Source organism: Ruegeria sp. AL11, assembly GCF_056540865.1.
In genome coordinates this window covers 1-18969 of sequence record NZ_JBQFXO010000011.1, presented here as the reverse complement: position 1 = coordinate 18969, position 18969 = coordinate 1, and the positions used below count along the sequence as shown (strand labels likewise).

The 18969-nt window shown below is 56.9% G+C and carries 28 protein-coding genes and 3 tRNA genes; 14 read left to right on the top strand and 17 right to left on the bottom strand.

Translation table 11 applies throughout. The annotated features are described in order from the left end of the window. Positions 1-8: 8 nt before the first annotated feature. From ACR0IP_RS17545 to ACR0IP_RS17535, 3 genes are read right to left on the bottom strand one after another with little or no spacing between them, the layout of a single operon-like run. Positions 9-440 (bottom strand): DUF6691 family protein, encoded by a 432-nt coding sequence (locus tag ACR0IP_RS17545; protein WP_480526958.1) that lies wholly within the window; start codon positions 438-440, stop codon positions 9-11. Next, positions 440-859, bottom strand: a complete 420-nt coding sequence (locus tag ACR0IP_RS17540) for a YeeE/YedE family protein (protein WP_170468083.1) — start codon at positions 857-859, stop codon at positions 440-442. Before ACR0IP_RS17540 ends, ACR0IP_RS17545 begins: the two co-directional genes overlap by 1 nt. A 30-nt stretch (positions 860-889) precedes the next feature. After that, on the bottom strand, positions 890-1753 hold the full coding sequence (locus ACR0IP_RS17535) for an MBL fold metallo-hydrolase (RefSeq protein WP_170374907.1): 864 nt from the start codon (positions 1751-1753) through the stop codon (positions 890-892). Positions 1754-1988: 235 nt separating this feature from the next. On the opposite strand from ACR0IP_RS17535, the gene ACR0IP_RS17530 reads away from it, so the two are divergent. Next, positions 1989-2204, top strand: a complete 216-nt coding sequence (locus ACR0IP_RS17530) for a hypothetical protein (protein ID WP_170374909.1) — start codon at positions 1989-1991, stop codon at positions 2202-2204. A gap of 9 nt (positions 2205-2213) precedes the next feature. Here ACR0IP_RS17530 and ACR0IP_RS17525 read toward each other — a convergent pair whose 3' ends face one another. Then, entirely contained in the window at positions 2214-2432 is a 219-nt protein-coding gene (locus tag ACR0IP_RS17525) for a hypothetical protein (protein WP_170374911.1), read from the bottom strand. Positions 2433-2596: 164 nt separating this feature from the next. On the opposite strand from ACR0IP_RS17525, the gene ACR0IP_RS17520 reads away from it, so the two are divergent. Next, positions 2597-2863, top strand: coding sequence for a DUF2312 domain-containing protein (locus tag ACR0IP_RS17520; RefSeq protein ID WP_170374913.1), 267 nt, complete (start codon positions 2597-2599; stop codon positions 2861-2863). A gap of 16 nt (positions 2864-2879) precedes the next feature. Here ACR0IP_RS17520 and ACR0IP_RS17515 read toward each other — a convergent pair whose 3' ends face one another. Beyond that, positions 2880-3755 carry a hypothetical protein gene (locus ACR0IP_RS17515; RefSeq protein ID WP_480526955.1) on the bottom strand — a complete coding sequence of 292 codons (876 nt, stop codon included), beginning with the start codon at positions 3753-3755 and terminating at the stop codon, positions 2880-2882. 144 nt (positions 3756-3899) lie between these two features. On the opposite strand from ACR0IP_RS17515, the gene ACR0IP_RS17510 reads away from it, so the two are divergent. From ACR0IP_RS17510 to ACR0IP_RS17500, 3 genes are all read left to right on the top strand, one after another. Further along, positions 3900-4121 (top strand): hypothetical protein, encoded by a 222-nt coding sequence (locus ACR0IP_RS17510; protein ID WP_170718985.1) that lies wholly within the window; start codon positions 3900-3902, stop codon positions 4119-4121. 120 nt (positions 4122-4241) lie between these two features. Continuing rightward, a tRNA-Gly gene (locus ACR0IP_RS17505) sits at positions 4242-4316 on the top strand. A 37-nt stretch (positions 4317-4353) separates the two neighbouring features. Then, positions 4354-4428: transfer RNA gene (locus ACR0IP_RS17500), tRNA-Gly, on the top strand. A 125-nt stretch (positions 4429-4553) separates the two neighbouring features. Here ACR0IP_RS17500 and ACR0IP_RS17495 read toward each other — a convergent pair. Next, positions 4554-4793, bottom strand: coding sequence for an Lrp/AsnC family transcriptional regulator (locus ACR0IP_RS17495; protein WP_050602861.1), 240 nt, complete (start codon positions 4791-4793; stop codon positions 4554-4556). A gap of 154 nt (positions 4794-4947) precedes the next feature. Between ACR0IP_RS17495 and hisB the strand changes: the two genes are divergently transcribed. Both hisB and hisH read left to right on the top strand, forming a co-directional pair. Further along, positions 4948-5535, top strand: coding sequence for an imidazoleglycerol-phosphate dehydratase HisB (hisB, locus tag ACR0IP_RS17490; protein WP_170374919.1), 588 nt, complete (start codon positions 4948-4950; stop codon positions 5533-5535). Beyond that, complete coding sequence (hisH, locus tag ACR0IP_RS17485) at positions 5536-6174, top strand: imidazole glycerol phosphate synthase subunit HisH (protein WP_480526952.1); 639 nt, start codon at positions 5536-5538, stop codon at positions 6172-6174. It begins immediately after the preceding gene. A gap of 104 nt (positions 6175-6278) precedes the next feature. On the opposite strand, the gene ACR0IP_RS17480 is transcribed toward hisH, so the two are convergent. Continuing rightward, a complete protein-coding gene (locus ACR0IP_RS17480; protein ID WP_170374923.1) occupies positions 6279-6680 on the bottom strand; it encodes a DUF2147 domain-containing protein in 402 nt (133 codons plus the stop codon). Between the two features lie 123 nt (positions 6681-6803). On the opposite strand from ACR0IP_RS17480, the gene hisA reads away from it, so the two are divergent. Then, entirely contained in the window at positions 6804-7523 is a 720-nt protein-coding gene (gene hisA / locus ACR0IP_RS17475; protein WP_480526950.1) for a 1-(5-phosphoribosyl)-5-[(5-phosphoribosylamino)methylideneamino]imidazole-4-carboxamide isomerase, read from the top strand. Between the two features lie 5 nt (positions 7524-7528). Here hisA and ACR0IP_RS17470 read toward each other — a convergent pair whose 3' ends face one another. Next, positions 7529-7975 carry a DUF302 domain-containing protein gene (locus ACR0IP_RS17470; protein WP_480526948.1) on the bottom strand — a complete coding sequence of 149 codons (447 nt, stop codon included), beginning with the start codon at positions 7973-7975 and terminating at the stop codon, positions 7529-7531. Between the two features lie 118 nt (positions 7976-8093). On the opposite strand from ACR0IP_RS17470, the gene hisF reads away from it, so the two are divergent. From hisF to ACR0IP_RS17455, 3 genes are all read left to right on the top strand, one after another. Then, on the top strand, positions 8094-8855 hold the full coding sequence (gene hisF / locus ACR0IP_RS17465; protein ID WP_170460845.1) for an imidazole glycerol phosphate synthase subunit HisF: 762 nt from the start codon (positions 8094-8096) through the stop codon (positions 8853-8855). After that, on the top strand, positions 8852-9169 hold the full coding sequence (locus ACR0IP_RS17460; protein ID WP_170554110.1) for a phosphoribosyl-ATP diphosphatase: 318 nt from the start codon (positions 8852-8854) through the stop codon (positions 9167-9169). The genes hisF and ACR0IP_RS17460 overlap by 4 nt, the downstream gene beginning before the upstream one ends. A gap of 72 nt (positions 9170-9241) precedes the next feature. Further along, positions 9242-9808, top strand: a complete 567-nt coding sequence (locus ACR0IP_RS17455; protein ID WP_170468060.1) for a hypothetical protein — start codon at positions 9242-9244, stop codon at positions 9806-9808. Positions 9809-9810: 2 nt separating this feature from the next. Here the strand turns inward: ACR0IP_RS17455 and ACR0IP_RS17450 are convergent, their stop codons facing one another. From ACR0IP_RS17450 to rlmB, 4 genes are all read right to left on the bottom strand, one after another. Then, positions 9811-10281 (bottom strand): CoA-binding protein, encoded by a 471-nt coding sequence (locus ACR0IP_RS17450; protein ID WP_480526945.1) that lies wholly within the window; start codon positions 10279-10281, stop codon positions 9811-9813. Between the two features lie 197 nt (positions 10282-10478). Continuing rightward, positions 10479-10931, bottom strand: a complete 453-nt coding sequence (locus ACR0IP_RS17445) for a YHS domain-containing (seleno)protein (protein WP_170480236.1) — start codon at positions 10929-10931, stop codon at positions 10479-10481. 99 nt (positions 10932-11030) lie between these two features. Continuing rightward, on the bottom strand, positions 11031-11312 hold the full coding sequence (locus ACR0IP_RS17440; RefSeq protein ID WP_170637685.1) for a hypothetical protein: 282 nt from the start codon (positions 11310-11312) through the stop codon (positions 11031-11033). A gap of 9 nt (positions 11313-11321) precedes the next feature. Then, positions 11322-12098 carry a 23S rRNA (guanosine(2251)-2'-O)-methyltransferase RlmB gene (gene rlmB / locus ACR0IP_RS17435; RefSeq protein WP_480526943.1) on the bottom strand — a complete coding sequence of 259 codons (777 nt, stop codon included), beginning with the start codon at positions 12096-12098 and terminating at the stop codon, positions 11322-11324. Between the two features lie 116 nt (positions 12099-12214). On the opposite strand from rlmB, the gene ACR0IP_RS17430 reads away from it, so the two are divergent. Beyond that, positions 12215-12298, top strand: a tRNA-Tyr gene (locus ACR0IP_RS17430). 31 nt (positions 12299-12329) lie between these two features. Here the strand turns inward: ACR0IP_RS17430 and ACR0IP_RS17425 are convergent. The 4 genes from ACR0IP_RS17425 to ACR0IP_RS17410 form a co-directional block, all read right to left on the bottom strand. Further along, positions 12330-12563, bottom strand: coding sequence for a hypothetical protein (locus tag ACR0IP_RS17425; RefSeq protein WP_170662340.1), 234 nt, complete (start codon positions 12561-12563; stop codon positions 12330-12332). Between the two features lie 476 nt (positions 12564-13039). Beyond that, positions 13040-13195 (bottom strand): hypothetical protein, encoded by a 156-nt coding sequence (locus ACR0IP_RS17420; RefSeq protein WP_170374939.1) that lies wholly within the window; start codon positions 13193-13195, stop codon positions 13040-13042. Between the two features lie 380 nt (positions 13196-13575). Beyond that, on the bottom strand, positions 13576-13809 hold the full coding sequence (locus ACR0IP_RS17415; RefSeq protein ID WP_480526941.1) for a hypothetical protein: 234 nt from the start codon (positions 13807-13809) through the stop codon (positions 13576-13578). A 264-nt stretch (positions 13810-14073) separates the two neighbouring features. Then, positions 14074-14382, bottom strand: a complete 309-nt coding sequence (locus ACR0IP_RS17410) for a hypothetical protein (protein ID WP_480526939.1) — start codon at positions 14380-14382, stop codon at positions 14074-14076. 480 nt (positions 14383-14862) lie between these two features. Between ACR0IP_RS17410 and ACR0IP_RS17405 the strand changes: the two genes are divergently transcribed. Together ACR0IP_RS17405 and ACR0IP_RS17400 are read left to right on the top strand one after the other, a co-directional pair. Continuing rightward, positions 14863-16602, top strand: coding sequence for a sigma-54-dependent Fis family transcriptional regulator (locus ACR0IP_RS17405; RefSeq protein ID WP_480526937.1), 1740 nt, complete (start codon positions 14863-14865; stop codon positions 16600-16602). A gap of 148 nt (positions 16603-16750) precedes the next feature. Further along, positions 16751-18550: an NAD(P)/FAD-dependent oxidoreductase gene (locus ACR0IP_RS17400; RefSeq protein WP_170691804.1), complete on the top strand. Its 1800-nt coding sequence runs from the start codon at positions 16751-16753 to the stop codon at positions 18548-18550. 141 nt (positions 18551-18691) lie between these two features. Here the strand turns inward: ACR0IP_RS17400 and ACR0IP_RS17395 are convergent. After that, the coding region (locus tag ACR0IP_RS17395) for a GFA family protein (protein WP_480526935.1) at positions 18692-18969 on the bottom strand (278 nt) is incomplete at its 5' end.

Genomic DNA, 18969 nt, shown 5'->3' with positions numbered 1-18969 from the left:
CCAATTGATTAGGCCGCGTTGGCCGCCCTGTCCAGTTGCGCGCGCAGCCCCGGCGCCAACTGCATCCCCGCCGCCATCGCAACCAGAAAGACGGCGCTGCTGGTCCCGCCATAGGACAGTGCCGCCATGGCTGGGCCTGGGCATAGGCCGACCAATCCCCAGCCTGCGCCAAACAGGACTGAGCCGAGGATCAGCCCTCGGTCAAGTTCGGGCCGAGCAGGTGCGGGAAATGTGCCGCCAGTCACCGGTTGGCGGGTCTTGGTCACGCGCCACGCGACCAACATGGGAAGAATCGCGCCGCCCATGACAAAGGCCAGAGTCGGGTCCCATGCGCCGAACATATCCAGCCAGCCTTGTACCTTTTGGGTATCCGTCATCCCCGACAGCAATAGCCCCGCGCCAAAAAGCGCGCCTGACAGCAAAGCGATCAACAACCGCATCAGATCACCCCCAAACCGTGGCGGAACAAGGCCAAAACCACCGCTCCGGCAGCGATATAGATTAGGGTCGCAACAATCCCGCGCAGAGAAAACCGAGAGATGCCGCAGACCCCATGACCCGATGTGCAACCGTTGGCCAACCGCGTGCCAATGCCAACGAGCAACCCGGCGACGACCAGAAGGCCCAGATTTTCTGTCAGGTGAGTTTGAGGCTGTTCGCTCATCAGACGGCTCATGATCAGCGGCATACCGATCAGCCCCAAGACAAATACCAGTTTCTCGCGCCTTGCCGGGCCGTCGATTAAACCTCCCAGAATGCCACTGGCCCCCATAATCCGGCCATTGCCAAGCAGGTAAAGCGCAGCGCCGCAGCCGATCAGGATGCCGCCACACAGGCCCCATATCCAGTCCGGGTTCATTCTATATCCATCCTATACTGGTGGCGCAGGTCACAGCTTGTTGATCGGCAATTTCAGGAAAACATCGCCCTGTTCGTCGGCCGGGGGCATCTGACCCGCGCGCATATTGACCTGAAGCGACGGCAGAATCAGCCTGGGTTTGGAGAGGGTCGCGTCGCGTGCGTCCCGCATTTCAACAAACTCTTCGATGCTGCGACCTTGCCCGATATGGATGTTCAGCGCTTTTTGCTCGCCCACCGTGGTCTCCCACGCATACTCATCCCGGCCCGGAGCCTTGTAGTCGTGCCCCACAAAAATGCGGGTCTCATCGGGCAGAGACAGGATTTTCTGGATCGACGCAAAAAGGGTCTCGGACGAGCCGCCCGGGAAATCGCATCGTGCGGTTCCGAAGTCGGGCATGAACAAGGTGTCGCCGACAAAAGCGGCATCGCCAATCACATAGGTCAGGCAGGCCGGCGTATGACCGGGTGTGTGCAGCACATCACCCCGCATCTGCCCGATGTGGAAACTGTCGCCCTCGCGGAAGAGGGCATCAAACTGGCTGCCATCGCGCTGGAACTCGGTCCCTTCGTTGAAGATTTTGCCAAAGGTTTCCTGCACCTCGACGATGTGATGTCCGATCCCGATTTTGCCGCCCAGTTCCTGCTGCAGATATGGCGCAGCCGAGAGGTGGTCTGCATGCACATGGCTTTCCAAAATCCACTCGGTCTTGAGGTCTTTGGCGTGTACATAAGCGATGATCTGGTCGGCAGAGCTTGTCCCCGTCCGGCCCGAGGCATGATCGAAATCCAGAACGCTATCGATAATCGCACAAGCGCGGCTGCTGTCTTCGTGGACGACGTACGAGACCGTAAAGGTCTGGTCGTCGAAGAACGCTTTCACTTTTGGCTTCATGGTTTCCTCCACTAAGACGACATATAAGAAAAGCAGAATGTGTTACAAGAGTCAGTTCGGTTTTTGATGTCCGTCAAGGCACGACATATGAAATTTGCCTAAACTTTAACCCAGACGCGCAGATTTGCCGAACAGGCTATTTTAGCGGGCAATAGATCGCCATCGTTTCCGGTAGCATCTTCGTGTCGTATCCGCGTTACCTATATCGGGGATACTGACAATTGGGAGGATCACAATGACGACAGATAACCTCTATTTCGAAGCGCAAGAGCTAGAGCAAAAACTTCAGAACGCGTGTCTGGATACCCGATTGGCGCTGCAGCCCAGTTTCAGCAAGATCGTAGATCGCATGCGTCAGCAAGGGATGCATGTTCCGTCGCGCATGCGCCATCTGGATGCGGCCCTGTGCGAGGACGCGATGGAAGCGCGGTTTGACAATTTGCCGATCTGATCGGTCGGGTTATCCCAGCGATATGCCCAGGATGACCAGCATCAGTCCCATGACCGACAGAAACAACGCCCCAAGGTTCCAGGGCAGAACACCCTGAACAACAGCGCGCAGTTCGTCATCTGAAAGGCCTGCCTTGCGGGCCTTCATAACGCGCAGAATACACCAGACCAGACCGACAAGACCGGCCACTGACAGGGCGGCGCCGCCCCAGGTAATGATTTCGAACATGGTTGCCTGCCTTTTCTGGTGCCGTGTTTTTGCGCTTAGCGGATCAGGGGCCTGCCGACAAGCCCGCCCATGGGATTGGGTGCTTGCGACCCGGGCACCGGCGATGTATCCGGCACCATGCCCGATGTCTCAGCATCGCAATTCAGCCTCTGGGAGAGACCTACATGGAAGACATGACCGAAGATCAGGCCGCCGCCAACTACCGCGTGACAGCAGGCGAGCTGCGCCAGTTCATCGAACGGATTGAGCGTCTGGATGCCGAAAAGAAAGATCTGGCCGAGCAACAGAAAGAGGTCATGGCCGAAGCGAAAGCGCGCGGTTACGACACCAAGGTCATGCGCAAACTGGTCGCTCTGCGCAAGCGCGACAAGGATGATATCGCCGAAGAAGAGGCGGTTCTCGAAATGTATAAGGAAGCGCTGGGTATGTAATGCAATGCAGCCCGTGTCAGGGCTGCAGCACCCTTACGCCCGGCATGGCGCGTAGTGCCGCGAGATCCTGTTCGTAGATCTCGGAAAACGCGCTGACCACATCGGAATTCCAACCCGAAATCTCAAGCTCTTCTTCGATCTGCGCCGGGTCGGCATGTTCATCAAACAGATGGGTCAGACTATCCCGCAGCATGTCCCGATCCTGCCACGCTATTTGTTCCAACAGTTGCGTTAGTTCTGCACGGCCCGCGTCCGTTAGCACTGAGGCAAGGAACGCGTATTCATGTTGCAGGGCCGCCTTATCGGGTAGTCTTGCAAGCGTTCTGAGGATATCGCCCCAGATAAGCGGAGTGTCCTCATTGGCCCAGAGCGTGATCTGAACGTTCGGAGCTCTTTCTCGCAGGTCGTTGATCATGGTCAGCCAGTTCAGGTTGCTCAAGTCGGTATTCCCTAGAACGGCTTTCCGCCGCTCTTCGGGCAGTGACATCAGCAATTTCGAGATGAAGCTCGCCGGGTTGACCAGCGCGAAACACAGCTCGATTTGATCCGCCTCTAGAACACGGTCCAGGAACGCAATCCGCTCGGCCGCATTTGGATAAAACTGCCCGTGCAGAATCGCGGCTCGTCTGGGGCCAAAAACCTTGTCGCTGGACAGGACAACGCGATCACAAGTGGTGCGGTCGGGAAGAACCTCATTCAGGCCTATAAGAACCTCTGGCAGAGGCACTCCGGTTGTCATGGAATCTGAGGCGACTTTCACAAACTGCCGCCCCTGCGCGAGGTCCAGAGGGATGACCCGATGCTGGTTCAGAACCGACGCGTTCGCCATTAGGGTTTCGATCAACCGGTCATTGTCGGAAAAGGCCACGCCTGCGTGGATAACAACCTGCATCTTCGTCCTGTTCTTGCCGGGCTCCTTTCTCCGGTGTTACAGCCTGCGCCTTCATCGGTAAATGCCGTAACTGGCAAGCAAGTGGTTGGCTGCTAGAGCCGTTGCGGAGAAAACGAATTTTGGCGCCCGTCTGCAAAGGGCAGCTTGGACCACGCCTACGCCGAATGCGGTACCCTTTTGGCAAAACCCGGCAAGATGGCCTATCCAGTCAAAACCTGCCGCTCATATATAGGGGACGGGGCCTCGGCCAACGGATCGTCCTCGGGCGGGCAGAGCAATACCGCGAAAACAATCAGCGCCGCCAACAGTGCCGTCTTCATTTCTGCCAATGCCCTTGATTTCATCACGCGTCCCTTCGCCTTGTAAGCCTCATTACCCATTCAACGCGTCAGCTCCGAATTTCCGTCGAAAGATTTTTACAGGTTTTTGTCTTTTTCCGCTTGCAGGCTCGCGCGGGAATTTATACATCCCTCCTCACTCAACGGCGCGGGCGTAGCTCAGGGGTAGAGCATAACCTTGCCAAGGTTAGGGTCGGGCGTTCGAATCGCCTCGCCCGCTCCATTGAGTTAAGGTCTTCGGACCAACATATGTATCTGATGCGGGCGTAGCTCAGGGGTAGAGCATAACCTTGCCAAGGTTAGGGTCGGGCGTTCGAATCGCCTCGCCCGCTCCAGATGCAAACTTTTCCAACTGATCAATTTCGATGTGAACGCGGTGCCTGAGCGTCTGTGTTTAGCTGTGGCCCGGACGTCTTTCGCTACCGGGCCGATTCTGCCGCATCAAGAGTGCAGGTTCAGATCAGAACGCTTTGAACGTCATCGTGGTCAAGGATCGTTCGATGTTTGGAATCACCAGCAGGTGTTCGTTGATGAAATGGCCCACATCCTCGGTTTCGGGGATATAGAGCTTCAGCAGCAGGTCGTATTCGCCGCTGGTGGAATAAAGCTCTGAGTGAATCTCGCGCAGGGCGATCTCTTCGGCGACCTTGTAGGTGGTGCCGGGTTTGCAGCGGATCTGGATAAAAACGCAGGTGGACATGTGCCGGGCCTTTTGACTTGAGTTTCCGGCAGGCTGGCATGGCCCGGACCTGTGTGCAATCCCCTGCAACAGTTTGTACCGATTGCGCTGCGGGCACTGGATCAACCCGCCCAACCCCGTCTATAAGCGCGCCTGTAGCAAAAGGAATTCGCCCATGCGCAGCGCAAAGATCAGCCGTCAGACCGCCGAGACCGAGATCTCGGTCGAGGTCAATCTGGACGGCACCGGCCAGTATGACAACCAGACCGGCGTTGGCTTCTTTGACCACATGCTGGATCAGTTGGCGCGTCATTCGCTGATCGACATGACGATCCGCGCCAAGGGCGACTATCACATCGACGACCACCACACGGTCGAAGACACCGGCATCGCGCTGGGTCAGGCTCTGACGCAGGCACTGGGCGACAAGAAAGGCATCCGCCGCTACGGCGAGTGTCACTTGCCCATGGACGACGCTCAGGTGCGTTGTGCGCTGGACCTGTCAGCGCGCCCGTTCCTGATCTGGAACGTGGACCTGCCGACCCAGAAGATCGGCACGTTCGACACCGAACTGGTGCGCGAGTTTTTTCAGGCGCTCAGTACCCATGGCGGCATTACACTGCACATTGATCAGCTGCACGGTTTCAACAGCCACCACATCGCCGAGGCTGCCTTTAAGGCCGTTGCCCGCGCCCTGCGGGATGCGGTCGAAACCGACCCGCGCAAGGCGGATGCGATTCCGTCAACCAAAGGCGCGCTGTAAATGCTAACCGCGATTATCGACTACGAGAGCGGCAACCTGCACTCGGCCGAAAAAGCCTTTCAGCGTATGGCGAAAGAACTGCACGCGGGTGAGGTCGTTGTGACCTCGGACGCGGATGTAGTCGCGCGCGCGGACCGGCTGGTGCTACCCGGGGACGGAGCTTTTCCGGCCTGCGCCGCCGAGCTGCGTGGCCACAAGGGCATCTATGACGCGATGGTTGAGGCGGTCGAACAGAAAGGTCGCCCCTTCCTCGGTATCTGCGTCGGGATGCAGTTGATGGCCTCAAAAGGCCATGAATATACCGAAACCGATGGTCTGAATTGGGTCGCTGGGGACGTGCTGCGGATCGAGCCTTCGGACGCTTCGCTAAAGGTGCCGCATATGGGCTGGAACGATCTGGTTTTGGATAGCGATCACCCGGTGTTTAATGGTGTGAAATCCGGCGATCATGTCTATTTCGTCCACTCCTACCATTTCCGTGTCACGGATCCGGCGCAAAGGCTGGCTTATGTGGACTATGGGCAGGACGTCACGGCCGTGATTGGCCGTGATACGATGCTCGGGATGCAATTCCACCCCGAGAAAAGCCAGGATGTTGGCCTGCGCATGATCGGCAACTTCCTGACTTGGGCGCCCTAAAGCGTTTCGGGTTTTAACTTAATCATCAAGTGACACGAATGTCCCGAGAACGCTGAAAGCGTGGCAGGGTATTCGTGACGCGAGTTTAACCCGAAACGATCTAGTTACTGAATGCGGGTCCAGGTCTGCCCCCGGCAGACCAATCCGCCTGCGACACAGCCTTTGACCGTCAGCTGGTTCTGGCTGTCCAATGTCATCTTAGAGTTGTAGGTCTTGTCGCGATCCGGGGCCCAGATCTTGCCGTTGTCATAGCTGCCACTGCCTTCTGCGACCATATCCCAGATGATCTGTTTGCCCAGGTTTTCATAGTCCAGAATCTGATCGCCATTGCCATCAAAGGCGCTGTCGATGGTGCCGCAAATTGCGCTGCCGCATTCGCTGATCGACACGTGCAGGTACCCACCTGTGTCGCCGGGTTGTGTTTTCCACAGCCCATCCGCCGGATCTGCCGCCATCGCGCCTGTGGCCAGCGATGCAAAAGCAATCGAAAGTGCAAGTTTCTTCATGATAACCTCCCTGATTTGGGTTCACTCTGGCCCGGTGTCGGGCTTCGGGCAAGATTGACTTTGCGTCGCTAACCCGCTTGTGCGATACGCCGCCCGTGTAACATTCAGATAAGGCCGCCCGACATGATCCTGTATCCCGCCATCGACCTGAAAGACGGCAACGCTGTTCGCCTGCTGCGCGGTGAAATGGACAAAGCCACCGTTTTCAATGAAGACCCGGCCGCGCAGGCCCGTGCCTTTGTTGATGCCGGATGTGAGTGGCTGCACCTTGTCGACCTGAACGGCGCCTTCGCGGGCGAGCCGGTCAACGCTGCTCCGGTCGAGGCGATCCTGAAGGCTTGCGACGTGCCCGCTCAGCTGGGTGGCGGCATCCGCGACATGGCTACGATCGAGACTTGGATCGAAAAGGGTTTGGCGCGGGTTATTCTGGGCACCGTTGCGGTCGAAAACCCCGATCTGGTGCGTGAGGCCGCAAAAGCCTTCCCCGGCAAGGTCGCAGTGGGCATCGACGCCCGCAACGGCATGGTTGCCACCAAAGGCTGGGCCGAGGAAACGGACGTGCAGGTCACGGATCTGGCCCGCAGCATCGAAGATGCTGGCGTCGCGGCAATCATCTATACCGACATCAACCGCGACGGTGCGATGCAGGGCCCGAATATCGAAGCCACAGCCGCGCTTGCCCAAGCCGTCTCCATCCCGGTCATTGCCTCTGGTGGCGTCAGCTCATTGGACGATCTCATCGCCCTGCGCGATTGCGGAGTTGAGCTGAACGGCGCGATCTCGGGCAGGGCGCTGTATGATGGCGCGATTGACCTGGCTGAGGCCATTCGCGCCCTGAGCTAAACGCCTTACTGCGCGGCAGCCGAGGTCAGTTTCTTCAACGCGCCGCGCATTTTCTCGATCACCGGCGAGTTCTCGACCTCGTCGAGGTCATCCATCGTCTCTTTCGGGTCTTCATAGGCCAGCCAGACCTGCCCGTTCGCATCCTCATAGGCCTGCACTTTCAGCGGCAGGAACAGGCCCGCACGCGGGTCGATCTGCATAGCAGGCGTCCCAAGCGCCGGGTTGCCGAAGATCAGCACCTGGTTGGGCGGAATCGGCGTGCCGACCTTCTCGGCCCCTGCGGCATGGTCGATACGCGCAAAGACGGTCGCGCCTGCGTTACCCACAGCGGCTTCGAGAGCGTCCAGCGCCTCGGGCACGGATTTTGCGGTTTCTACTTTGATGATATCGTCAGCCATTGCGGCAACTGCTCCTGTAAAAAGGAAAGTGGTGGTCAGAATAAGGTTTCGCATCTTATTGATCTCCTGATGAATTTGGGGACAGTTTTCACAGGTTTGAGAAGGGTGACAATCACAAGTCTGGCATCGGCGGGGCTTTGCCGGTAAGGGTGCGGGCAACAAAGGAAAGCGCATGCTGAAAACCCGTATCATTCCCTGTCTGGATGTCGCCGATGGCCGCGTGGTCAAAGGTGTGAATTTCGTGGGTCTGCGCGATGCAGGCGACCCGGTGGAATCGGCCAAGGCCTATGACGCCGCCGGCGCGGATGAGATCTGTTTTCTGGACATTCATGCAACGCATGAGAACCGTGGTACCATGTTCGATGTAGTTCAGCGCACGGCCGAGCAGTGCTTTGTTCCTCTGACCGTGGGTGGCGGCGTGCGTACCAAGGATGACGTGCGTGCCCTGCTGCTGGCAGGGGCGGACAAGGTCAGCTTCAACTCGGCCGCTGTCGCCAACCCGGATGTGATTGCCGAGGCGGCAGACCAGTTCGGCAGCCAATGCATCGTCTGCGCCATCGACGCCAAAACCGTCAGCCCCGGAAAATGGGAGATCTTCACCCATGGCGGCCGCAAACCCACCGGCATCGACGCGGTCGAGTTCGCGAAAACCGTGGTTGCCAAAGGTGCTGGAGAAATCCTGCTGACCTCGATGGATCGGGACGGAACCAAGTCAGGGTTCAACCTGCCGCTAACCCGCGCAATCAGCGACGCGGTGGATGTGCCTGTGATCGCATCGGGTGGGGTTGGCAATCTGGACCATCTGGTCGAAGGCGTCACCGAGGGCGGGGCGAGCGCCGTACTTGCGGCCTCGATCTTCCATTTTGGTGAATACACCATCCGCGAGGCCAAGGAACACATGGCCGCCGCCGGTATCCCGATGAGGCTGACATGAGCATTCTGCACGATCTGGCCGCCACAATCGAGGCGCGCAAAGGGGCGGACCCTGAGAGCAGCTGGACAGCAAAGCTGCTGGCCAAGGGCCCAGAAAAATGCGCTGAGAAATTCGGCGAGGAGGCCGTTGAGGCCATCATCGAAGCCGTCAAGAATGACAAAGACGGGCTGACGGCCGAGGCCGCCGACGTGCTGTATCACCTTCTGGTCATGCTGGCCTCGCGCGACGTTGCGCTGGACGATGTGCTGGCGGAGTTGGCGCGGCGTCAGGGCCTTAGCGGTATAGCCGAAAAGGCCGCACGCCCAAAAAGTTAAGCTCAGTCTTCCGTCCGCGCCGAAGCGGTTCTATGATCATGTTTCACGGTCTATCGGTCGAGGGACATCACAATGATCAGAGCTTTGGCCTGCGTTCTGGCCCTCGTGACTTTGGGCGCCTGTGCGGCCCCGCCACCGTCCACCGGTGATGAAGTTCAGCGTCTTGCCTCGGAAATCCAAAGCCTCGGTCCCGATATCGATCCGGCTGAGGCCAACCGGGCCGCCCGCATTGCGTATTCCTACACCGCGCAGCTGGTGCAGGAATATGAGATCACCGACCCTCCGTTGATCCACAATGCCAAGGTCAACAAGGGCCTGCGCCCGCGTGGGTTATGCTGGCACTGGGCCGAAGATATCGAGCGGCGGTTAAAGCAAGAGAACTTCCAAACGCTGGACATGCATCGCGCCATCGCCAATGCCGACAATCCACTGCGAATCGACCACAGCACAGCCATTATCAGCGCGCGGGGCGAGTCGCTCTATGACGGCGTTGTGTTGGACCCGTGGCGCTATGGCGGGGTTCTTTTCTGGTCTCCGCTGCAGGAAGACACAAGATATGACTGGGTCCCGCGTGAGGTTGTTCTGGAAAAGCGCAGGCAAGAACAAGTGGCCCGCCTCAAACCCTACCCGGCGCAGTGAGGCTATAGCTTGGATGAAATGATGCCGGTGCTGAAGCCGCCCATGCGCAGCTCTCCGAACAGGCGTTGATATTCGATCTTGGGGCATCGATTCATCACCACATCCACGCCGCGCGCCTCAGCCTTGGCGGCGGCCTCTGCGTGCTCAACACCGATTTGCATCCAGATGGTGCGCAGGGATGGGAACGCCTCTAGCGCCTCATCCACGATCGGAGGTACAGCCTCAGAGCGGCGGAAGATATCCACCATATCAACATCTTCCGTGACATCTGACAGGGTGGCGCGCACGGTTTGACCGAAAAGTTGCTTTCCTGCATGGCCGGGATTGACCGGGATCACGGTAAAGCCTTTCAGCGACAGGTAGCGGGCCACGTAGAAACTCGGCCGCACCTCGTTCATGGACACCCCGACCACGGCAACGGTCTTGGTGCGCTTCAGAATGGATCTCAGGAACTCATCAGAATACTCAGCCATACCGCTACCCTATGCTACGGCTGAAAAAGAAAAAAGCGCCCAAGAAACCTTGGGCGCCAGTTGTTGGAACGAGGGACAGTGAAATGACCCGCGGCAGTTCCGTTCCGCGGTCACTGTGACATTTAGGCATGTTTTGGTTAAAAAAAAGAGGGCACGCGCATTTTTGTGATGACTTTTCACAAACGGCGGAAGGTTGCCTATTCTCGATACAGAATCTCAGGCCAGTTTCCTTCAGCCTGATGGATGTATTCCAACTGATCCTCACGCCACTTCCGCTCAATTTCAGGCGAAAACGTCAAGTATAGGCGCCCATCTACCACCTGCCAGGCCCCCGGATCGGTTCCCTTGAGGATGCCCTGTGCCATCGCATAGGAACAATACCCCCCGAATTGAGGGGCAAAGGCGCGCGGATTCGCCTCAAATAACGCGCGATTTTCGAGAGAGGCGAAATGCCATTCGGCTCCCTTCCACGTCACTGAAATCTCGGGGCGGCCCTGTACGGGAACGTCACCCTGAAAATAGGATACTGGGTCGTATCCCGCCATCGCAGCCCCCTCGGGCGCGAAATACACGGGCATGGGCTGCGCAATAGCGGCAGAAGCGAGAAGAGTGGCGCTCAGCGCGCCAATGAGAGCGTGGCGGATTGGCATAGGTATATCGGAATCATGGACTCAGCGTCTCAATCTGCAACGTTTTGCGCTGTGAGACACCCCAGATGACGCGGTTGTGATCACCCCGAAGCGCGAGGATCAGTCAAAGATATCCTCGATCACATCCCAGGCCTCATCCATCACGCGCGAAAACAGGGTTTTCTTCTTTTTCTTGCGCTTGGATTTCGGCGGGACGGTATGGGATACCGCATGTTTCTTGGGCGCGCTTTCGGTCACCTTGCGCTTGGGCAGCATCTTGAGGTCATGCAACGGCGCGCCGCAACTGGAACAGCTCAGCTCATGCCGCTGCTTTCCCTTCAGGACAAGCGCCGCTCGGGTCCCGCAATAACAGCAGGTGGCAATTTTCGATGGGCCAGAAATGACGCGCTCCTATCCTGTGTACCGTGAGGCATATAGGGCAATCGCCGCCGCGTTTGAGACGTTCAAAGATCCAAAACCACCGGCTGCGTCAATTTTCACCAGTTTGTCCACGGTTTCCTTGGTCTTTTGCCGCAATCCGGGGCCTTCTGCACCCAGAACCAGCGCCACCGGACGATCACGTTGATCCCCTATGGCAGCCTCGATCGTATCCTCGGCCTCTCCATCGAGACCTAGCACCAGAAAGCCCATGCCCTGCAACTCGACAATCGCTTCGGCCAGATTGCGGACCCGCAAATAAGGCTGACGCTCCAAAGCGCCGCTTGCGGTTTTGGCCAGCGCCCCTGTCTCAGGCGCGGAATGGTGCCGAGTCCCGATCACAGCACTGGCGCCCAGCACCTCGGCCGAGCGCAGAATCGCCCCGACATTGTGCGGGTCTGTCACCCGATCCAGCAAAATCACGCGAGGGTGTTCGCGCCCGATACAGTTTTCGGTCAACCCGCCCCATTCCAGCGGCTTGACCTCAAGGGCGGCACCCTGATGGACTGATCCCTGATCAATCGGAGCGTTGAACTTTCTTGGATCGACCATCTCGGCCTCGGTGCCCGCAAAATCAATGGCTTCTGCCAGCTTGTCACGGGCGTTTCGGGTCACAATCAGGCGCAATTTCTGCCGTTTCGGGTTCATCAACGCATCGCGCACGGCGTGCAGACCAAACAGCCAAACCGTTTCCGAAGCGGCTGCTTTGCGCGCCTGTTCCTTCTCCACGACCCACTTGGGTTTCTTCATTTTATTGGCCTCCGGGCCGGGCGTTCGATTTCCTGCGTCAAAGCGGTATTTTCCTGTTGACGCTCCTTTGGTGCGCTAGTAATCACGCCTCCACGTCAGGTGCAACGCCTGACAGTGGGCGACAGGCCGCAAGGTGTGGCAGGGGACTGTAACTCCCTCGCGGAGACGCACGCCTGGTTCGATTCCAGGGTCGCCCACCACTTTCTCTAGCAGAAAATTTCGGCAAATCTATCAGTGTAGGCTGAGAAGCACTTCGATATCGCGGCGGCTCAGCCGACGTAGAAGCGCCCTGTCTTCGGCCAGCAGAGACTTACCGCTTTCGATCTGTTTCTCAAGAAACGCTGCGATTTCGCTTGTGGGCTGATAGTAGAGGTCGATCTGTTGTTTGCTCAGATCTTCAACCAGCTTCCGGAGGAGTTGTTTCTGTTTTTCCGAGTCAAGATCTTTGCGCTTGTCTTCCAGCATGGCCATTCGCTTCGTTTGTTCACACCCAAATTGTAGGACGGTGAGAGCGTTTGACAAAGTCGTACCGTGCGGCTTCTACGCAAGCACGAGTTGGGTCGGTAAGCGTGACATCGTTCCAAAAAAGACGGGGCGCGCTGGAATCAAAGCGCGCCCCTATCTCAGGGAGGAGAAACCGATCTCGCGTTCGAAACACACCATGAACGCTAACTCGTTACATTGTTGACTATGGCGGCTTTCGATTTTGCGTTCAGTGATGTTGTTCACGTATGGACTGCTCAGCGACCGAGTCTGCGTGTCGACCCGCCGCTACTGCAGCCTTAGCAGTCGTTCGCTTGCCTTAATGTGTATCCATTGCCTGTGCAGAAGCCCCTTTGTTTGTCAGCTGGCTTGAAAGGGAATTTACGTCCGACCTCAGTTTTCTTCATTTCTCTAACACTTGATGGCTTCGTTTATTTCTCTCTAAGCAGAGCGAAACACTAGGCAAGCATAGCAATGATAGCTGCGAGAACGATCACGCCCAGTATTGTCAGCTTTGTTGCGGCGACTGCCCCATCAGCCCGTGCTTCCCACTTTGTCTTGGGGCGGTTCACGGCGTGGTTCCATCCGAGGTCGTTTTCATCTTGGTGAGGCATTATTCGTGTCTTTCGCGTCGATTTTAGGTGAGATTTTCTGTAACAAGAATATCCCGATGATTGCGAAAATCGGTGTGAAAAATATGCAGATCAAAAGCCACAGCAACGGGTTGCGATGCCTGTTGCTTGCCACACACATGGGCAAGTAGACGTGTAGCCACAGCATGAACAACAGTGCGATGATTAGAGCGGAGCCAGCAAGAGTTTTCGTCAATACATCACTTAAGTATCTTACGGTTGTTTCGGTATTCCGAGCTAGCTCTTAGGTAATGCCTTGCGGAGTGACTTAACTATTGAAATCCGGTCAATGTTTTTGGATATCCTGCCAATTTTGAGTGACGTCCCCCCATGCAAGATACTCAGGTCCGCTGTTGCTAAAGTCAGATGAAACGTATGATCTGCTGCTTCGCAGCAACTTCAAGTGATACAGGTGTGCCGCCAACCATCACCTTCCGTCCATCACGCCCAGCTTGGTGTTGGTACACCGCTTCGGCCAGGGCTGCGTGGGTCTCGTTGGGCATTAACTTGTCAGCCAGTTCGTAGAACGAGAATGCACGTTCTTCCAGACCAGCTATGTCGTTGGTCATATCCACGTTGCGGGCAGTCTCCATCATGGTGTTGGCCCGCTGAGGTTCAATCTCGATGAATGCACCGACCCGTTTCGGCAGGCAGCTGATTTGATGGTTAAGAAGATCGGCGGTGGCAGTTCCGAAAACCTGAGAACTCTCCTGTACTGAAGGCAAGCGAGCAGCAATTGGACTGCAGCTGTCGGCACTGTGTCGATGTTTGGGACGGAAGGGAATGGACGGAGACTTAAGATGTCCAAAACTCTACTCCCCGTCGTCACAACGCGTCGTCCGCCCTGGAATAAACGCAGACTAGTCGGACAGAAGCGGCCATTGCAGCCAAAGCAGGTTTGGGCCATTCGTACCCGGCTCGAACTCGCAAACAAGCTGAGAGACCTCGCTGTGTTTAAACTTGCCATCGATAGCAAGTTGCGCGGGAGCGATCTCGTCCGCCTGGTGGTTAACGACCTCTCCGTCGCCAATACTGTTCGCGATCGGGTGTCCGTTGTTCAAAGCAAAACTGCGAAACCGGTGCAATTCGAAATGACAAAGAATAGACGTGAAGTCGTGTCGCAATGGGTCTCTTCGCCGGGCATGCGTGACAACAGTATCTTTTTCCAAGTCTTACGCCTGCTTTGCCGCATCTTTCGACCCGGCAATACAACAGGCACTTCCGGGAGTTGGGTCTGCGATTGGTCTCGATCCGTCCAGCTATGGTACGCATTCGCTTAGGCGCACCAAGGTGGCTTTGATATTCAGAAAGACTGGAAATCTACGTGTCGCTCAACTTCTACTAGGACACAGCCAGGTAGACAGTTCAGTCCGTTACCTTGGCATCGAACTTGAAGACGCCTTTGTATTGCCGAACGTATCGATCTTTAACGACTTAGGCGGGTGGGATCACCCACTCGCCGCTCCCAAGCAGACATTCGAAATCTCGCGTCCATCTTCCGCCCACAGCCCAAAGGGTCCAATGCTGCGCTTTCAAGGCAGGTCAGCTTGACAAGGCAAAGCGCCAAACACTTGCCGGACGAAATTTGAACATAGGCGCGAAGCCGGACTAATGCTATTTTTAGGAAGGATTTGTAGGACGGGAAGCTGTTGGATCGCCAGCACTCAAAAGAGATTGACCGTGTCTTAAGCGGGTTCGATACGGGGCGGGACCGACTTGTCGCGGATAGCTGGCAGCGCTGTGTTGAAACCTATGGTATGGATCCCTCACGGCAGGAACCCGCGCACATTTTGTCTGAAACCAAATTCCGAGAACACCTGGAACAATCCGAACGTCTTATCGCAACCGCGCGTTCGGGGCTGCAATCGCTGTTTGCGCAGGTGGCAGGGCAGAACTACGTCCTACTGCTTGCGGATGCAGATGGCGTCTGCGTCGATTTCTTTGGCGACCGGAACTTTGAGGACGAGCTCAGAATTGCGGGTCTTCATCTGGGCTTCAAGTGGACGGAAGAGTTGGCAGGAACGAACGGAGTGGGGTCGTGCATTGTTACAGGTCAGCCAGTGACGATCCATCAGGGAGATCATTTTTCGATCACGCATACGCCACTGTCTTGTACGGCAGCGCCTATTTTTGACACCAAAGGTGCTCTTGCGGCTGTTCTGGATGTGTCATTGCTGCGTGGACCCTCACCAAAGGCGTCGCAAAATCTGGCCATGACATTGGTGACGAACTCCGCCCGTCGCGTCGAGATGGCAAACCTGATGGCATCGACGCGGCGTGATTGGGTCCTGCGCTTTTCAGCCAGCCCTGAATTTCTTGAGGTCGATCCCGAAGCGGCGGTCGCTGTGGACGGAGGCGGCAAGATCATCGGTATGACCTCGGGGGCCCGACGTGCGCTGGACCCGGACGGTTCGGGTCACCTGATCGGGTCGCAATTGCAGGACTGGCTTGAAATCAGTGTTGATGACATGCCCGAGTTCATGCGCGGCAGACCGTCCGAAGACCGCGTTCTACACCTCAAGGATGGGCGCGCGCTCTATGGTCATGCCGTTGCTCCACAGACGCCGCAGATGACGGCAGCTCTGCGCAAACGGGAAAAGGTTCTGCCTGGTGCCCTTGGTAGTTTTGCAGGGCCGGATGCGGGCCTTCAGCAACTTTTGAACAAAGCGGCCCGTCTTGCGCCGACCAATCTGCCGCTTTTGCTGACCGGCGAAAGCGGGACAGGCAAAACTAAACTGGCGCGCGCTATCCATATGGCCGATCCTGCGACACAGGATTTCCACACCGTGATCTGTTGCGACACTCCGACATTCAATTTCTGCCGTGCTATCGAACCCGGCACACTGTTTCTGCGCGGCGTTGAAGACCTGAGCGAGCCTGCACAGGCCTCTCTTTTGGCAGTGCTTGAGCGGCGGGCTGATCTGCGGATCATCGCGTCATGTCGGCAACCCCCGGCAGGATTGCAGGGCGGTCTTCGTGAAGATCTTCTGCACCGGATTGCGGGGGCCACATTGTCTTTGCCGCCTTTGCGCCACCGTGCGGATCTGGATTGGCTGATTGATCGTCTGCTCCGACGGTTTGCCAGCCATGATATTCGCCTCTCGACCGCTGCCCGCGCCGACCTGAAATCACGATTGTGGCGCGGCAATATTCGTGAACTGGAACACCTGCTGCAAAGTTCGGTCGCCCTGTGTCAGGACAACATCATCGACTTAACGGATTTGCCCGCCCCGGCGCTCGCCCCTACGCAAAAGCAGGACTCAGATGATCTGGAAGCACTTCTGCGTGCTTGCGATTGGAACATGTCCCAACTGGCAAGGCGCCTTGGTGTGAACCGATCGACGATCCTGCGCCGTATGCGAAAAGCCGGGCTTAGACCGCCCGCTTAAACGCATATGTACCCGTGTTGCGCCCTTGTTGCGCGCGCAACAAGCATTGGCGTATTTGGACCGAACCAAGTGTTGATGCGCCAAATCCGCTTGCCCGAAGGGTCGCGGATTTGCCAGCCTTCTGCTCCGTGGAGATAGGGAGGATGACATGCTCGACACAACACTCTCGGATCAGGTTCAGGGGTTTCTGGATGACTTCGGTGCGGCTTTGTCCCAAGGCGATATCGATGCCGCCTGCGATATGTTCCAGGACGATTGCTATTGGCGCGATCTGGTAAGCTTTACCTGGAATATTAAAACGGTCGAGGGCAAGGCGCAGTTAGCAGATATGCTCGCGCATCAGTTGGCCACAACCAAGCCGAGTGGTTGGAAAATAGCCGAAGGTGAAGTTCCAACTGAAGACGGCGGAATAACCACCGCATGGATCGAGTTCGAAACCGAAGTGGCACGCGGCTACGGGTTGATCCGCCTCAAGGATGGCAAGATATGGACCTTGCTGACCACGATGGTCGAGCTGAAAGGTCATGAAGAGCCCAAAGGGTTCAACCGCCCACTTGGGGCCAAGCACGGTGCGGGTAAACACAGGACCACATGGGCAGAAGAGCGGGCGCAGGAAGAGGCTGAACTGGGTTACGAAACACAGCCCTACTGCGTCATCATCGGCGGTGGTCAGGGCGGGATCGCTATGGGCGCGCGGCTGCGTCAGCTGGGTGTACCGACGATCATCGTCGAACGGAATGACCGGCCCGGCGACAGTTGGCGCAATCGCTACAAATCCCTCTGCCTGCACGACCCGGTTTGGTACGACCATCTGCCCTATATCAAGTTCCCGGAAAACTGGCCCGTCTTCTCGCCCAAGGACAAGATCGGTGACTGGCTTGAGATGTACACCAAGGTGATGGAACTGAACTATTGGACCCGCACGGCGGCCAAATCCGCAACGTTCGATGAAAGTACGGGCGAATGGACCATCACGGTGGACCGGGACGGCGAAGAGGTTGTACTGCGGCCCAAGCAACTGATCATGGCGACGGGGATGTCCGGCAAGAAACGCATGCCTGATTTTCCAGGAATGGATGTTTTCAAAGGCGAACAGGTGCATTCGTCGGAACATGAAGGTCCCGACAAATGGGCTGGTAAAAAGGTCGTTGTGGTGGGGTCCAACAACTCGGCCCACGACATCTGCGCGGCGCTTTGGGAAAACGATGCCGATGTGACAATGGTGCAGCGGTCCTCAACCCATATTGTCCGCTCTGACACCCTCATGGAAATCGGACTGGGCGATCTCTATTCTGAACGTGCGGTGCAGTCTGGCATGACGACCGAAAAGGCCGATCTAATCTTTGCTTCGCTGCCCTATCGCATTCTTCATGAATTCCAGATTCCAGCCTATGCCGCGATGAAAGAACAGGACAAAGAGTTCTATGACGGGTTGGAAAAGGCCGGGTTCTGGCTGGATTGGGGCGATGATGACAGCGGGCTGTTTATGAAATACCTGCGTCGCGGATCGGGCTACTACATCGATATAGGGGCCAGCCAGTTGATCATTGATGGCGAGATCAAGCTGAAACGGGGTCAGGTCACCGCGCTTGATGAAACCGGAGTTATCCTTGATGACGGCACGCATCTGGATGCCGATCTGGTGGTCTATGCGACGGGGTATAATTCTATGAACGGCTGGGTCGCGGACCTGATGGGTCAGGATATGGCAGATCGGCTTGGGAAATGCTGGGGTCTGGGCTCTGACACAACCAAGGACCCGGGGCCTTGGGAGGGCGAGCAACGCAATATGTGGAAGCCGACACAGGTTCCAAACCTTTGGATGCATGGTGGAAACCTGCATCAGTCCCGGCATTATTCACAATTCCTGTCGCTGCAAATAAAGGCCCGGATGGAGGGTATCCCGACGCCGGTCTACGGCCTTCAAGATGTGCATCACCTCAGTTAATGCGTGCGCTAGAACCAAGAAGTGGACTTTCAATTTTTTCGATTGAAAGTCTGCTTTGTGTCGCAGACCTGTCATTTGGTGAAAATCGCTCAAAGTCTGCTATGCGGACAACGCCGCCATTCAGCTTCAACGACTGATCCGTCAGGATAGAGCAGTCTCCAAACGTTCCAACGAATTCTGCGGCCACACCTCATCGAATTTGTAGAATTCCTCGAAGATAGGAATTTCCTTGCTGAGTGGCACCCAGGCCTGTTTGCTGCTCGTGAAAATCTGTGCATCTGGAGGACATTGATCCGGGTTTTCCAGTGTTCCGACGCGCACGTACCTTAGCTTTCCAAGGCGGATCATGTAGCTGCTAAAAACGCCGACGCCGCAATCCCTACAGCGCGTAATAATCTGACCTTTCCCGCTCGGAGTGG